The sequence below is a fragment of the Pontibacter aquaedesilientis genome, assembly GCF_014773225.1.
Taxonomy (GTDB): domain Bacteria; phylum Bacteroidota; class Bacteroidia; order Cytophagales; family Hymenobacteraceae; genus Pontibacter; species Pontibacter aquaedesilientis.
In genome coordinates this window covers 26,599-40,626 of sequence record NZ_JACXAJ010000008.1, presented here as the reverse complement: position 1 = coordinate 40,626, position 14,028 = coordinate 26,599, and the positions used below count along the sequence as shown (strand labels likewise).

13 protein-coding genes are annotated in these 14,028 nt (G+C 51.1%); 8 read left to right on the top strand and 5 right to left on the bottom strand.

Features of this window, described 5'->3' with window-relative positions; genetic code table 11:
• Positions 1-242 precede the first annotated feature (242 nt).
• The gene (gene serS, locus H9Q13_RS14500) at positions 243-1,517 is read left to right on the top strand and encodes a serine--tRNA ligase (RefSeq protein ID WP_191184524.1); all 1,275 of its coding nucleotides are present in this window, start codon (positions 243-245) and stop codon (positions 1,515-1,517) included.
• Positions 1,518-1,716: 199 nt separating this feature from the next.
• On the opposite strand, the gene H9Q13_RS14495 is transcribed toward serS, so the two are convergent.
• Positions 1,717-2,127, bottom strand: coding sequence for a hypothetical protein (locus H9Q13_RS14495; RefSeq protein ID WP_191184523.1), 411 nt, complete (start codon positions 2,125-2,127; stop codon positions 1,717-1,719).
• Between the two features lie 129 nt (positions 2,128-2,256).
• Here H9Q13_RS14495 and H9Q13_RS14490 point away from each other — a divergent pair, with 129 nt between their 5' ends.
• The gene (locus H9Q13_RS14490; RefSeq protein WP_191184522.1) at positions 2,257-3,204 is read left to right on the top strand and encodes a TraB/GumN family protein; all 948 of its coding nucleotides are present in this window, start codon (positions 2,257-2,259) and stop codon (positions 3,202-3,204) included.
• Positions 3,205-3,299: 95 nt separating this feature from the next.
• Here the strand turns inward: H9Q13_RS14490 and H9Q13_RS14485 are convergent, their stop codons facing one another.
• Positions 3,300-4,298 carry a glycosyltransferase family 9 protein gene (locus H9Q13_RS14485; protein ID WP_191184521.1) on the bottom strand — a complete coding sequence of 333 codons (999 nt, stop codon included), beginning with the start codon at positions 4,296-4,298 and terminating at the stop codon, positions 3,300-3,302.
• A gap of 3 nt (positions 4,299-4,301) precedes the next feature.
• On the bottom strand, positions 4,302-6,005 hold the full coding sequence (gene polX / locus H9Q13_RS14480) for a DNA polymerase/3'-5' exonuclease PolX (RefSeq protein ID WP_191184520.1): 1,704 nt from the start codon (positions 6,003-6,005) through the stop codon (positions 4,302-4,304).
• Positions 6,006-6,160: 155 nt separating this feature from the next.
• Here polX and H9Q13_RS14475 point away from each other — a divergent pair, with 155 nt between their 5' ends.
• From H9Q13_RS14475 to H9Q13_RS14450, 6 genes are all read left to right on the top strand, one after another.
• Positions 6,161-6,559, top strand: a complete 399-nt coding sequence (locus tag H9Q13_RS14475; RefSeq protein WP_224744306.1) for a hypothetical protein — start codon at positions 6,161-6,163, stop codon at positions 6,557-6,559.
• A gap of 28 nt (positions 6,560-6,587) precedes the next feature.
• Positions 6,588-6,779 carry a hypothetical protein gene (locus H9Q13_RS14470; RefSeq protein WP_191184519.1) on the top strand — a complete coding sequence of 64 codons (192 nt, stop codon included), beginning with the start codon at positions 6,588-6,590 and terminating at the stop codon, positions 6,777-6,779.
• A gap of 76 nt (positions 6,780-6,855) precedes the next feature.
• On the top strand, positions 6,856-7,260 hold the full coding sequence (locus H9Q13_RS14465; RefSeq protein ID WP_191184518.1) for an EVE domain-containing protein: 405 nt from the start codon (positions 6,856-6,858) through the stop codon (positions 7,258-7,260).
• 109 nt (positions 7,261-7,369) lie between these two features.
• Positions 7,370-8,848, top strand: coding sequence for a hypothetical protein (locus H9Q13_RS14460; RefSeq protein WP_191184517.1), 1,479 nt, complete (start codon positions 7,370-7,372; stop codon positions 8,846-8,848).
• 192 nt (positions 8,849-9,040) lie between these two features.
• Positions 9,041-9,589 carry a bifunctional pyr operon transcriptional regulator/uracil phosphoribosyltransferase PyrR gene (pyrR, locus tag H9Q13_RS14455; RefSeq protein WP_191184516.1) on the top strand — a complete coding sequence of 183 codons (549 nt, stop codon included), beginning with the start codon at positions 9,041-9,043 and terminating at the stop codon, positions 9,587-9,589.
• A gap of 7 nt (positions 9,590-9,596) precedes the next feature.
• Positions 9,597-10,520, top strand: a complete 924-nt coding sequence (locus tag H9Q13_RS14450; protein ID WP_191184515.1) for an aspartate carbamoyltransferase catalytic subunit — start codon at positions 9,597-9,599, stop codon at positions 10,518-10,520.
• Positions 10,521-10,685: 165 nt separating this feature from the next.
• On the opposite strand, the gene H9Q13_RS14445 is transcribed toward H9Q13_RS14450, so the two are convergent.
• Entirely contained in the window at positions 10,686-12,161 is a 1,476-nt protein-coding gene (locus tag H9Q13_RS14445) for an OmpA family protein (RefSeq protein ID WP_191184514.1), read from the bottom strand.
• Between the two features lie 399 nt (positions 12,162-12,560).
• Positions 12,561-13,850, bottom strand: coding sequence for an aminopeptidase P N-terminal domain-containing protein (locus tag H9Q13_RS14440; protein WP_191184513.1), 1,290 nt, complete (start codon positions 13,848-13,850; stop codon positions 12,561-12,563).
• Positions 13,851-14,028 lie beyond the last annotated feature (178 nt).

Sequence of the window (14,028 nt, the reverse complement as noted above, 5' to 3'; positions counted from 1 at the left end):
AGTGTGCGAACGCAGCGAGAGCATCTGTTTTATTAGGAAAAAGAATAGGTTGCGATAGAGTTTGTGAGGCTCAGGAAAGGGCCGTCCTTAAATTGCACTGCAATGTTATTGCAATGCTTATTAATTAACAAATATTAGCGGTGTTTTTGTTGAAAATGTTTCAGAATTTCTTTAAAAGATTTCGTAAATGCCGCTTACTACCTAAAAAAGTATATTTTTGCACCTCTACATAACACCAAACTATGTTACAGCTAAACGTTTTAAGAGAGCAGACAGACCTGGTAGTGGCTGGGCTGAACAAGAAAAACTACAAAAACGCAGCGCAAGAAGTTGCTGCACTGGTGGAGCTGGACCAGCAGCGCCGGCAGGTGCAAAGCACCCACGACGAATTACAGGCCCGGGCCAACACGATCTCCAAAGAGATCGGTATACTGATGAAAAGCGGCGACCGCGAAAAGGCAGAAGCCTATAAAGCAGAGACATCAGAGTTGAAGCAGCAGACCAAATCGCTGGCTGACCAGCTATCTGCTATCGAGGAGCAAATACAGCAGGCATTATACAAACTGCCTAACCTTCCGCACACGAGTGTTCCTGAAGGTAGAACAGCAGAAGACAACGAAGTAGTTCTCCAACACGGTGAAATCCCAACTTTGCACGAAGGAGCGCAACCGCACTGGGAGCTTATACAAAAATACGACATCATCGACTTCGAGCTGGGCAATAAAATCTCAGGCGCTGGTTTCCCGGTGTATAAGAAGCAGGGCGCTCGACTGCAGCGCGCCCTAATCAACTTCTTCCTCGACGAGGCCATCAAAGCCGGTTATATGGAAGTGCAGCCACCGATTTTGGTAAACGAGGCCTCTGGCTACGGCACCGGTCAGCTGCCTGACAAGGACGGGCAGATGTACCATGCCACAGAAGACAACCTATACCTGATCCCGACAGCCGAAGTGCCGATCACCAACATTTACCGTGACGTAATCGTGCCGGTGGAACAATTGCCGATCAAGAACGCGGGCCATACGCCGTGTTTTAGAAGAGAGGCAGGTTCGTGGGGTGCTGATGTGCGGGGCCTAAACCGCCTTCACCAGTTCGATAAGGTGGAGATCGTGCAGATTACCTTGCCAGAGAAATCTTACGAAGCACTGGAACAAATGAGCAGCTACATCCAAGGCTTGCTGCAGAAGCTGGAACTGCCATACCGTGTGCTGCGCTTGTGCGGCGGCGACATGAGCTTCACCTCTGCCCTGACTTACGACATGGAGGTATATTCTACTGCACAGGGCCGCTGGCTGGAGGTAAGCTCTGCATCCAACTTTGAAACCTATCAGGCCAATCGTCTGAAGCTGCGTTACAAAACCGAGTCGGGTAAAACACAGCTGCTGCATACCCTGAACGGCAGCGCCCTGGCCCTGCCACGCATCGTAGCCGCTATACTCGAGAACAACCAAACGCCAGATGGCATCAACATGCCGAAGGTGCTGCACCCATACCTGGGTTTTGAGAAGATTTCTTAAGATTTGAAAATTTGGAGATGTGGAGATTTGAAGATGTCTCTATACCTGATAAAACAGAAGAGCCGCTGAGTGATTTCAGCGGCTCTTTTTATTGGATCCATACCTTAGCCCCTTGCAACTTTAGTTAAAGGTCGAATTTGAAGATTCATACATTTTTTCATCTCCAAATTTTCAAATCTCCACATCTTCAAATTTAAAATCAACCAAACTGCTCCAGGTATTGCTGGTAGTAGGCTTTGAGTTTGAATTTCTTCAGCGTTTCAGTTTTTGCCCTCGCTATACCTTCTTCGCTTATCTCCTGCTGCTCCAGTAGTTTCTGCAAGGGTTTCTGCAACTCCTCGGCACCTGAGATTAAGGTGATAGCCTCGTAGGCTTTCAGAAAACTTTCCGATAAAGACAGCTTGTTCTTCTGGATCAGGACAAAACCCACCGACACCAGTTTCTCCAGCGCCTGTTCTATTTCCTGCAGCGTTAGCACAGTGCCATCCAGTGCGTCGCCCATGAGCAACACATCCTGCAGAGAGGCACCACCTTCGCCGCCTGTCGCCAGCAACAGTGCCTCCAGCAACTGTTCGTCGGCAGCTTGCCAGGTCAAATTCTTTTTGGACATCTCAATTGTATTTCTGATTATTACCAAGAATATGCGACCTCCGCCATATTCAGTTTCAAATTCATACTAATCGCTTGAAATAGCAAATCTTAGCTCCTGATTCGATCCAACTCTCTTTAAGTTGACATCATGAAACACGAAAACAAGCTTTCTCTCCTGTACCTCTTTTTGTTTGTCCTGTTGCTGATCCCCGTAGCGGGCGAGGCACAAAAAGTAAAGACGAAACCGGCGCAGGCGACTGCCAAAAGCCATCCAACAGTTTTAGCCAAATCGCTGCTTTGGGAGATCAGCGGCAAGGACCTGAAAGCGCCCTCCTACCTGTACGGCACCTTCCACCTGCTAAACCAAAGCTACCTGAACTCAGAGCCGGAAGTATTGGAACACTTCACAAAAGCCCGCGCAGTGGTAGTGGAAACGGAAATTGATTCGGCCAAAATGATGCAGCTGGGCGCTAAAATGGTGATGCCGGATAATAAGCTTTCTGCCTTGCTGAGTAAAGAAGATTTTGCCCTGGTCAGTAACGAGGTGAAGCAGTCTTTTGGCTTTGACCTGGCCATGGCAGACCAGATGAAACCCATGACAATTCTCCTGATGCTTTCCATGTCGCAGTATCAGAACATGGAGGTGCTGAAGCAATACAAAGGCCAGCCGCTCGACGTTTATTTTGCCAACTCTGGCCATAAGGACGGTAAGAAGATCCACAGGCTCGAAACCATGGAGCAGCAGTTTGACCTACTTTATGACCACCATACAGTCGAGAAACAGGCAGAGCACCTGGTAGCGTATGTGAAGCACAAGGAGCCGGCTGAGCAAATATCCGAGCGCCTCACGCAACTGTACTTCGATAAGGACCTGGCAGGTATGTGGACCATCTCGGAAGAATACAATGAGCTTACAGGAGGTGGCGACATGGCCTATATGGTGGACGACCGCAACAAGGCCTGGATGACCAAACTCCCCGCCATCATGAAGGCTCAATCCACTTTCATTGCAGTGGGCGCGCTGCACCTACCCGGCGAGAACGGTTTGCTCCAGCTGCTGCAGAAAGCTGGCTATACCGTGAAACCGCTGCAGTAAACCGCCAATGCAAGGTATAGCTATACCTTAAAAAATATCGCCCGCGCAAGTCCATACCTGCGCGGGCGTTCCTTTTGTTTAAAGACGAAATGAAATCAGGTTCTGAAATCAAGCTTTGTCAGTTCGTTAAAATCAATTTCGCGCATGCACTTAAAATGACCTTTCGGGCACTTGCTATACCCTATTTTAGAGCACGGGCGGCAGCTGAGTCCGTTTACCTCCAGCACCTTATACCTGGTGCGGAAAGGGTACATGCCAAACTCCGGGATGGTGTTGCCCCACACGCTGATGATGTCCTTCTGAAAAGCCGCCGCAATGTGCATCAGACCCGTGTCGTGACTTACGACCAGCTCCGCCTGCCGCACCAGCGATGCCGATCCGTTGAGGCTATACCTGCCGCAAGCGTTGTAGATGATCGTTGTTCGTTGATCGTTGTTCGTTGATCGTGTGAAATAAGTGGCTACTTCTTCTCCTACTGGTATGTCTTCCTTGCCGCCTAAGAGGATAATCTGGCTTTGCAGTTTTTCGCACAGTTCGATGATGCGCTCGGTAGGCAGTCGTTTGGTGTAATGCTGCGCTCCGATGGCAAAGGCCACGTAGCCTTGCCGAAACGGCTCGGGCAAAGTATAAAGCTCCACCTCGTTCTGGGCAGGTATAAAGTAGTCCAGTCCCTTGCCATCGTCCTGTATACCTAGCGCCGAGGCGGCTGCCAGGTAACGATCCACGATGTGGGTATGCGGCAGCCGGTTTACCTTAAAGTTTACCATCAGCCACTTTTCATAGTTGAGCTTATTGAAACTTTTGGATGGTTTTCCGAGTCGGGTTTTGATGACGCGGGTACGCAGGTTATTGTGCAGATCTACCACGTAGTCGAAGTTCTCCGCTTTCAGCTGCCGCACCAGTTCGCTCAGGCTCTCGCCCAACACGTGCACCTTGTTCACATAGGGGTTATGCTCTAGTATACCTCTAAAGCCCTGCTTGGTGCAGTAATGTACCTCTGCCCCCGGCACCTGCTGCTTGATGCAACGGATGACAGGAGTGGTGAGCACGATGTCGCCAATAGAGGAAAAACGGAGGATGAGTACTTTCGGCATTCCTTACTTGATCTTCTCCTTCCGCTCTCTGAAATACTTCTCCACCTCTTCCGCCGATTTCGCATTAAAGGTCATCTCTTTGGTAAGGCCTCCTTTTCGGCCAACCAGCACACCATATTTCATGTCGTCGTAGCCGCTGGTGTGGTGGGCATCTGGGTTGATACTGAGCATCACGCCTTTCTCCAGCGCATACGCCACCCAGCGCCAGTCCAGGTCGAGTCGCCAGGGGTTGGCGTTAATCTCGATAATTACGTTGTTGGCAGCGCAGGCATCGATCACAGCTCTGTGGTCGATCGGGTAGCCCTCTCGGCGCAACAGCAACCGGCCAGTCGGGTGGCCCAGCATGGTGGTATAAGGATTCTCGATCGCCGTGATCAAACGGGCCGTCGCCTTCTTCTCATCCATGCCCAGGTTGCTGTGAATAGAGGCTACAATGAAGTCAAACGAAGCTAGAATGTCCTCATCATAATCTAAGGAGCCATCGCCCAGAATATCAGACTCTATCCCTTTGAATATCTTGAAAGGAGCCAGTTTTTGGTTCAGCTCGTCAATTTCCTTTTGCTGGCGCAGCACATCGCCTTCCCGCAGTCCGCCGGCATAGGCAGCGGTTTTGGAGTGATCGGATATGCCCAGGTATTGGTAGCCCATATCACGGCAGTAAGTCGCCATTTGCTCCAGGGTATGCGCTCCGTCGGAGTAGGTACTGTGGTTGTGCAGTATGCCTTTCAGGTCAGTGATTTCAAGCAGTTTGGGCAGTTTGTTCTCCATGGCCAGTTGCAGCTCGTTGGTTCCTTCACGCAGTTCCGGCACCACATAGGCCATACCTGCCGAGGCATAGATGTCCTCTTCGGAGGTATGGCTTCCCTCCCGCACCACGGTCAGCATGGTCTTGCCGGCGGCGAATACCTGCGAAAGGTGCGCTACGGCGGCAGACCGCACAAACAGCTCATTGGCAAAACGCTCCTTACTGGCAAAGCGGATCTCGGTAGCCAAGCCGCTCAGTGTATGCTTGCCGCGCCATACCAAAGGACCGGATGTGGTTTCGTCCTGTTGCAGCACGTCCAGCTCGTTCAGGGCAGTTTCGGCATCGGTTGCGGAATCCGTCGCCACAATCAGCTCCAGTTTTTCCACGATCTCCAGCCTGCGGCGCACGTCTCCGGCCAGCGCAATTTGGGTATGCGACAATACTTTCTGCATTCGTTCCAGCAGTTCTTGGGCGGCGGGTTCGGCCTCGGCATAAAGCAATTTGCCCCTGTTCTGCTGCGTGAAGAGCAGCGCCTGCCGGATGTTCTCCTGCGTTTTGGCCCCGAAGCCTTTGAGCTTGCTTACTTTGTCCTGCTCGCAGGCGTCCAGCAGTTCCTCCACGGTTTCTGTTCCGAGCTCCTTCCAAAGCGTGCGTACTTTTTTAGGACCTATCCCCTTGATGCGCAGCATTTCCACCACGCCCGGCGGCGTAACGGATAGGAGTTGGTCCAGCTCTGTAAAGGAGCCTGTCTCGTTTATCTCGATGATGCGGGCGGCTATACTCTTGCCCACACCGCTTATACCTTCCAGCTCGGCCTGGCTTTTCAAGGCCAAGGGCTCTTCCACCAATTCCAGCGCTGCGGCCCCGTTCACGTAAGAACGCACTTTAAACGGATTCTCGTCGTGCAGCTCCATCAGCTCGGCCGCATGCTTAAACAGCTTTATGATCTTCTTATTTTCCAAGGCTATGTTTCGTCTAAACACAAAGATAGAAAAAGCCTCCAAACCATTGCCACACTGGATTCCACGGGTTTTATATTCTGAGGTTTCTATATAAAGCTGGAATTACCTATCTTAGCCTTAGAATAGCCACCCAGAACCGGTGTAAAAGATAACTTATGAAATACGCTTCGTTTATCTGCATACTTTGCCTGATGCTTTTGTCCAACACCTGCCGGAAAAAGGCGGAGGCTGAGCTCCTTGGCCAAACCTGGCTGCATTCGTACGAAGAAGATCAGGATGATATTCAGGTATACCGGCCCAACTCCTATGATTTCCCGCCTTCCAGAGGCCGAACCGGGTTTGCTCTGGAGCGCGAAGGGGTAGCCAAGCAGTATGTTATCGCGCCCGCCGACGGACTGGAGGAACAAATTGGCCTTTGGGAGTACAAGGACAAGAATACTGTACTGGTGCATATTCAAGGCAACGGCCACCCGGAGCAGCGCTATACCATGCAGGTGGTTTCGCTGAAAGACAACGTGCTAAAAGTCAGGATCACCCCAGACGTACAAAACTGATTCCCCTGATTCGCTATACCTTATACCGATGGCAGCTCCTTCCGAAAAACTCCCTGCAAAAACCCGTATCATTCTTTACGCGTCATTGCTTCTCGTTTCGGCTACCCTGATCGCAACCGACACGGCAGCTGGGTTTTTCAAAGGATTTTTAGGTGGTTTTTTAATCGCAGTCATTATTGGTGAGCTGACGCTATACCTGAAAAGGCGGGCTGCCAAATAATCCTGCCCTAACCTGGAATAAGGGGAAGAGGCAGCTCAAACAGAATTTTATCACAACACCGAATACACCCTATCATATGCAATACTGGTTAGTAAAATCAGAACCCGAAACATACTCCTGGTCTAGATTTGTGAAAGAAGGACGTGCCTGCTGGGACGGCGTGCGCAATTACCAGGCCCGAAACAACCTGCAGCAGATGCAGCCCGGCGACCTGGTGCTGTTCTACCATAGCGTATCCGAAAAAGCCATTGTAGGTATGGCCAAAGTAGACAAAGCCGCCTACCCCGACCCTACTGCCGACGACGCCAAATGGGTAGCTGTGGACCTGGTGCCCGTACGCGACTTCCGCGACCCTGTAACACTGGAACAAATCAAAAAGGACCAGCGACTCGAACACATTGCCCTGCTGCGCCAGTCACGGTTGTCGGTTATGCCGCTCAAGGCCGAGGAGTTTGACGTGCTGCTGGCCCTGGGCAACTAACACGGTGCTCCTGAAGTCAGCTGGCACAACGTTAGCCTAACAAACACAGTAAAAAGCTTTTACTGTCGCATTCTACTTTTCTGCTACCCGTTAGCATTAATGCTGTGCCATGCCTAACCTGCGAGTCCTGCTGCTATACCTTGCCACAATAGCCCCTGCCCTGCTTTGGGCACAGGAGCCGCAGCAACCTGTGCGCCTGGAGCTGCCGTTTGAGATTGGCACCAGTCACCTCGAGGTGATCCCCATACCTGACAGCAGCCTGTTGGTTTACAGCAAGAAGTCGAACGCCTGGCTAACGGATGCGACCTTTCTGATTGAAAAATTTGATTCCCAGTTGGAGCGAGGCTGGAGCGCTCAGCTCGATCTCAAGTACGAATATGAGTTTGTAAGACATTACACCGAAAGCCCCTATACCTACCTTATTTTCCAGGCCAACAGACCCGAGCACTATACCTTTGTCCGGATCAACAACGATAACGGAACGGTACGGCAGGAGGAGTATACGCTCGATGAGGCAGAGTTGATGCATGAGTTCAACGTGCTGCAGGGCAAATACTTTATCATTGCCGACAACCGCTATGATCAGAAACCGGTGTTGCTATACCTAGACCCGGCCGAAAAAAAGCCGCTCATGCTACCCTCCGTCTACGGCAGCGAGTCTACGTTTTCGGATTTGCTGGTAGACCCAACTCAGGGCTTTGCCGATGTGGTGCTCACCGAAAGCAATGGCCGGATCTCACGCCTGCAGGTTAAGCGGTTTAATGCGAAAGGTAAACTCCTCGGCAACTACTTTATCCTGCAGCAGGAAAACAAGAGCCTGCTCAATGCGGAAGTAACCCCCGGCGACTCTCTTTCCAAAATGCTTCTGGGCACTTACGGGGCGCGTGACTTGCGCTATTCCCAGGGTTTTTTCACCTCGCCCGTGGCCTCGCAGGTGGTTAGCGGAGAGTTTTACTCATTCCTACAGCTGAAGAATTTTTTCAAGTACATGAAACCCCGACGGGAAGAGCGGACGAAGAAGCGTGAGTTGGCCAGAGTAGCCGCTGGCAAAGAGCCCCTCCACCGCTTCCGGCTTCTGCTGCACGACCTCGTGGTTACCCCAACAGGCTATGTGCTGGCCGCAGAAGCCTACTATCCTCAGTACCGAAGCGGAAGCAGCTACCTGGACCCCAAGTTGCGAAGCGGCGAAAGGGCTGCCAACGCCTATAAGCGCACACATGCCGTCGCCCTGGGCTTTGACCAGAACGGAGTGTTGCTTTGGGACAACACCTTCCCGCTACGCGATGTCACGACCCCGGAGCTGACCCATGCTGTGGAGATCGGCCACCTGCCTGGCGGGCGCTTTGTCATGGTCTACCCCGAGGAGAAGAAACTCCAATACCGCATCATGGAGCAGGACAGGTATAGCGACAAAGAAACCTCAATCGAGCTGCTGCCTTACAAGCAGGACGAGAAAATAACCAGCACCGAAATGCCGGGAGTAGTGCGTTGGTACGGGTCCAGTTTCGTCGCCTTTGGTTATCAGCGCATACGCTCCCCTAAATCCCCCAGCCGCAGCGTTTTCTATATCAATAAAATCACTTTTTAGATGGCTGCCTGGCTACATGCTTAAAACGTTGAACTGATCAATTGACCCAAACTCCAGGTATAGGTATACCATGCAGCTATTTAACTAGCTAAGTATTCACCCGTCTAACCATGTAGCCATTCAAGAATTAAACAATCAAACAATTTAGCAATTCAACCTAAGTCTCTATATTTGCAATCAATACCTCCGGCCATGCAGAAAAGACTCATTGTAAACCACCAGTTGCTTGAGATCATGGTGATGCGCCTTTGCCACCAGCTCATCGAGAACCACGGCGACTTTTCTGATTCCGTTATCATCGGTCTGCAGCCACGCGGCCGCCAGGTAGCGCAACGCATCCAAAGCACGCTGGCTACTATACTGGGCACTACCGTCCCGACCGGCTACCTGGACACTACTTTCCACCGCGACGACTTCCGCAGAAGGGAGACTCCTCTGGCCGCCAACGCCACTAAAATCGATTTTCTGATTGAGGGCAAAAAAGTGATCCTGGTAGACGATGTACTGTACACTGGTCGCTCCGTCAGGGCTGCCATGGACGCCATGATCGCCTTTGGGCGCCCTGCCAATGTGGAATTGCTTGTGCTGATAGACCGCCTTTATAGCCGCCACCTGCCTATCGAGCCTACTTATGTAGGGCGCCGCGTCAACTCCCTGCAGTCGCAGCGTGTGCTTGTAGAGTGGGAAGGCCCGGAGACACAGGAAGACAATATCTGGTTAGTAACCAAAAACGAAGAATAAAGCACCCATGCAAGAGCTCAGCGTCCGGCATTTACTCGGCATCAAAGACATTACAGCAGAAGATCTTCAGCTGATATTTGAAACGGCTGATAACTTCAAGGATGTTTTGAACCGGCCCATCAAAAAAGTGCCCTCGCTGCGCGACATCACCATTGCCAACGTTTTCTTCGAGAATTCTACCCGCACACGCCTTTCCTTTGAGCTGGCTGAGAAAAGGCTCTCTGCTGATGTGATCAATTTCTCTTCCAGCGGCAGTTCTGTCAAAAAAGGCGAAACCCTGCTCGACACGGTTAACAACATTCTGGCCATGAAAGTGGACATGATCGTGATGCGCCATTCCAGCCCGGGTGCACCACATTTCCTGAGCCGCCATATTGACGCCAACATCGTGAATGCCGGCGACGGCACCCACGAACACCCGACACAAGCTTTACTGGATTCCTTCTCTATCCGTGAGAAACTGGGCGAGGTGGCTGGCAAAAAAGTGGTGATAGTTGGCGATATTCTGCATTCAAGGGTGGCGCTTTCCAACATCTTTGCACTCCAGAAACTTGGTGCCGAGGTGATGGTGTGCGGCCCTGTTACGCTGCTCCCGAAATACATCAAGGAACTGGGTGTAAAAGTGGAACTGGACGTGCGCAAAGCCCTTGCCTGGTGCGATGTGGCCAACGTGCTGCGCATACAGTTGGAGCGCCAGCAGATGAAATATTTCCCCTCTCTGCGCGAGTATACTCTGTACTATGGCATCGATAAAAAGATGCTCGATAGCCTCGACAAGGAAATCGTGCTGATGCACCCTGGCCCGATCAACCGCGGGGTCGAACTAAGCAGCGACGCCGCCGACTCCCATCATTCCATCATACTCAACCAGGTAGAAAACGGTGTCGCCATCCGCATGGCGGTGCTATACCTGCTGGCCTCGAAAAAGTAAAACTCGCTTTCCTACCTGCTTTACTCGCTATTTTTGGCCTTCTATACCTTGCCATCAGGTATAAACCTTTCTTACGGTTAAACTCTCATTTCCAGAATCTACAAAACGCAAAAGGCCCCGCAGATCGCTCTGCGGGGCCTTTTAACGTTCAACCTTTCGGCTATATTATTCCATGTTCAGCTTCATGTCCGGTGTATTCATCTCGAAACCGACACGTCGGTTCTGAGCACGGGCCGCTGCTGTTCTGGCTTTAGAGAGTCTTGTGTTAACCTGTACAAGTGGCTGAGTTTCACCGTAACCTCTTGTTACCAATCGGTCTGGGTTCTGAACACCACGCTGGATCAGGTAATCCTTCACAGCCTGGGCTCTTTGCTCAGACAGCGCCTGGTTGTACTCTTCTGAACCGATGTGGTCAGCGTGACCTTTGATCAAGAGTACATGGTCAGGGTATTTCTCAAGTGCTACCACAATGCTGTCAAGCAGCTGGCGGTAACCATCCTGTACGCGAGCCTGGTCAAATTCGAAGCGAACCTTCTCTTCAATCAGTTTCTTAGTACGAGCGTCTAGCTCAGGGCAACCTTTGGTTTCAGCAGTACCAGCAGAGTTAGGGCAAAGGTCTTCGTTATCCGGAACACCGTCACCGTCAGAGTCAACTGGGCAACCATCAGCACCTACCTGTACGCCACGTGGAGTGTCTGGGCACTTGTCGTCTTTGTCGGCTACACCGTCGCCGTCGCTATCAGGGCAACCCTGCGTCGCAACAGTACCGGCCTCGTCAGGGCACTGGTCATCTTTGTCAGCTACACCGTCATTGTCACGGTCAGGGCAACCACCGAGGTTTGCTACGCCAGCCTCAGTTGGGCAGTCGTCCTGGTAATCCGCTACGCCGTCACCGTCTGTATCGATTGGGCAACCTTCTTTGTCAACCTGAACACCTGTTGGAGTGTCAGGGCATTTGTCTCTTCTATCCGGAACACCGTCACCGTCTGTGTCAGTACCTTTGCCTAAGTTGAAGCCAAGGCCAATCGTGTGTTGCAGGAAACGGTCGTTGATATCGGAAGGAGCGTTCGGAGAGCCGTCCAGGTTGTCGTACATGTCGTTGCTAGTGAAATGGGCAACAGACTGCACAAACAGGCTTACGTTGTCAGAGAATCTGAAACGGATACCTGCACCGCCAAAACCAGCGAAGGCAACGAAGTTATCGTCGTAAGCACCCGTCGGTGACATACCTTCAGCTCTGGCGAAGTGACCGCCGCCACCTACGGTCAGGTATGGGCCGATGAAAGCGTCTTCTTTCAGAATGTTACCATACATCTTAAGGCGCAGGCCCAGCATGGCCATACCTATTTTCGTGTTCATGGTGTTCGGGAATCCGTTGCTGAACTCAGGATTGCTGTAGCTCAGGTGCAGGCCGGCGTCAAGCGACGGGCTCAGGTATTGGTTCAGCGATACACCGCCTCCCCAGCCTAGCTTTGAAGTCCACCACTGGTTACCTAGATCACCTTTATATTGGAGCGCACTTCCGTATAGCTGGAGGTTTGTCCGTTGGTCAGCGTTCTGCGCAAGCACAGCTGAATTGGCAGACAGCAGGAATACAAACGCAGAAGCAATTGCACATAGTTTCGTTAGAGTTTTTCGCATAATTTTAAAAAGTATATTTTGATATGACAATACGTACATATTTTCAGGTAAGTTTTTTTATATTTCCATAAAAAAACAGACGGAACGTATATTTTGATACGTCAGGCGGGTAGTCTTTACATGAGTGTAGTGTTTATCCATAAGCAAAAAGCATTTAGTTGTTGTATAAAATTGCCTTTAAAAGCTTAAATCCATTTTCCAATAACCTGTCTTATTGCACGGCTTTCCACACGTTGTGCATGTGTTGCACCAGTTTAATTCAACCCTCGCAGTCCCATTAAGGTTGTCTGCCCAACACTATTTAATGCAAAGCCACTTTTTTTTAACGTAAATACAATAAAAAAGGCTGCAGAGAGTTAAAAGCGAGCCTGTAGAGCGCATGCGCCGAACACAGGCAAATTATCCTTTCATCAGTCGCTCGATGTCCTCTGCCTCCAGTGGAATGTCTTTCATCAGATCAACCGGACCGCCTTTTGTCACCAGAATATCATTTTCCAGCCTGACCCCGATTCCCTCTTCCCTTATATATATTCCTGGCTCGCATGTAAACACCATACCTGCCTCGAACGGACGGTATTTGCTGCCCACGTCATGCACATCGAGCCCCAGAAAATGAGACGTGCCGTGCATAAAGTATTTCCTATATAGCGGGTTATGAGGATCCTGGTTGCGCACGTCGCCTTCGCTGAGCAGGCCCAGGCCAATCAGTTCATTTTCCATTACGGTGCCCACAAAGGCGTGGTACTGATCGAGTGAGTTGCCCGGTACGAGCATCTGGATGGCGGCCTTCATTACGCGCAGTACGGCGTCGTATACCTGCCGCTGGCGCTTGGTGAACTTCCCGTTTACCGGCACGGTGCGCGTCATGTCGGCTGCGTAGTTGGCATACTCGGCACCAAAGTCCATGAGCAGCAGGTCGCCGTCTTTACACTCCCGGCTGTTGTCGGTATAGTGCAGTATGCAGGCGTTCTCTCCCGAGGCGATGATCGAGCTATAGGCAGGTCCACGTGAGCGGTTGCGTATGAACTCATGGTATATCTCCGCCTCTACCTCATACTCCATCACGCCGGGCCTGATAAACTGCAGTAACCTGCGGAAACCTAGTTCGGTGATGTGGCATGCTTTGCGAAGCAGCGCTATTTCGATATCGGATTTAATGGCCCGCAGCTGGTGCATGATTGGTGCGCTGCGTTCGTAGCGGTGTAGCGGGTAGGTTTGCTGGCACCACTTGATAAAGCGGGCATCACGCGTCTCTACCTCTACCACGGCACGCAGGTGCTCGTTGGTGTTCAGGTATACGTGCTCGGCTTCGGCTATCAGCGAGTTGAGTACTTGCTTGAAGTCCTTCAGCCAATAGACGGTAGTTATACCGGAGGCTTCGCGGGCCTGTTCTTTAGTGAGCTTATACCCTTCCCAAACCAGGATGTGCTCATTCGATTCGCGCAGGAAAAGAATCTCTTTCATGCGTTCGTCGCGGGCATCCGGGAAAAGCAACAAAATACTCTCCTCCTGGTCTATGCCGGAAAGATAGAAAAGGTCACTGTTCTGACGAAACGCCATGGTACCATCCGCATTGGTTGGCATCACGTCATTGGAATGAAAAACAGCAAGGGACGAAGGTTTGAGCTGATGCGCAAAATTGCGCCTGTTGTGGCAGAACAGCTCCTTGTCGATGGGCTGGTATTTCATAGTTTTGTAGGTATAGTAGCTAAGCGGATTTGCTTGTCAGCTGCTTTTCGTACAGCTGATTTTGCACTGCAAATGTAGCACTTTTATCACAAGACCAAATACATCTATAGAAAAAACCTAATATACCAATACGCTATACCTGGGCCGGCGTGTGGCCGTGGCTTGGCAAGTTTTCAAT

What these genes read in the sequence shown, in the direction of transcription:
- serS (WP_191184524.1), top strand. Translation starts at nt 243, where the DNA reads ATGTTACAGCTAAACGTTTTAAGAGAGCAGACAGACCTGGTAGTGGCT.
- H9Q13_RS14495 (WP_191184523.1), bottom strand. Translation starts at nt 2,127, where the DNA reads ATGTCCAAAAAGAATTTGACCTGGCAAGCTGCCGACGAACAGTTGCTG.
- H9Q13_RS14490 (WP_191184522.1), top strand. Translation starts at nt 2,257, where the DNA reads ATGAAACACGAAAACAAGCTTTCTCTCCTGTACCTCTTTTTGTTTGTC.
- H9Q13_RS14485 (WP_191184521.1), bottom strand. Translation starts at nt 4,298, where the DNA reads ATGCCGAAAGTACTCATCCTCCGTTTTTCCTCTATTGGCGACATCGTG.
- H9Q13_RS14475 (WP_224744306.1), top strand. Translation starts at nt 6,161, where the DNA reads ATGAAATACGCTTCGTTTATCTGCATACTTTGCCTGATGCTTTTGTCC.
- H9Q13_RS14470 (WP_191184519.1), top strand. Translation starts at nt 6,588, where the DNA reads ATGGCAGCTCCTTCCGAAAAACTCCCTGCAAAAACCCGTATCATTCTT.
- H9Q13_RS14465 (WP_191184518.1), top strand. Translation starts at nt 6,856, where the DNA reads ATGCAATACTGGTTAGTAAAATCAGAACCCGAAACATACTCCTGGTCT.
- H9Q13_RS14460 (WP_191184517.1), top strand. Translation starts at nt 7,370, where the DNA reads ATGCCTAACCTGCGAGTCCTGCTGCTATACCTTGCCACAATAGCCCCT.
- pyrR (WP_191184516.1), top strand. Translation starts at nt 9,041, where the DNA reads ATGCAGAAAAGACTCATTGTAAACCACCAGTTGCTTGAGATCATGGTG.
- H9Q13_RS14450 (WP_191184515.1), top strand. Translation starts at nt 9,597, where the DNA reads ATGCAAGAGCTCAGCGTCCGGCATTTACTCGGCATCAAAGACATTACA.
- H9Q13_RS14445 (WP_191184514.1), bottom strand. Translation starts at nt 12,161, where the DNA reads ATGCGAAAAACTCTAACGAAACTATGTGCAATTGCTTCTGCGTTTGTA.
- H9Q13_RS14440 (WP_191184513.1), bottom strand. Translation starts at nt 13,850, where the DNA reads ATGAAATACCAGCCCATCGACAAGGAGCTGTTCTGCCACAACAGGCGC.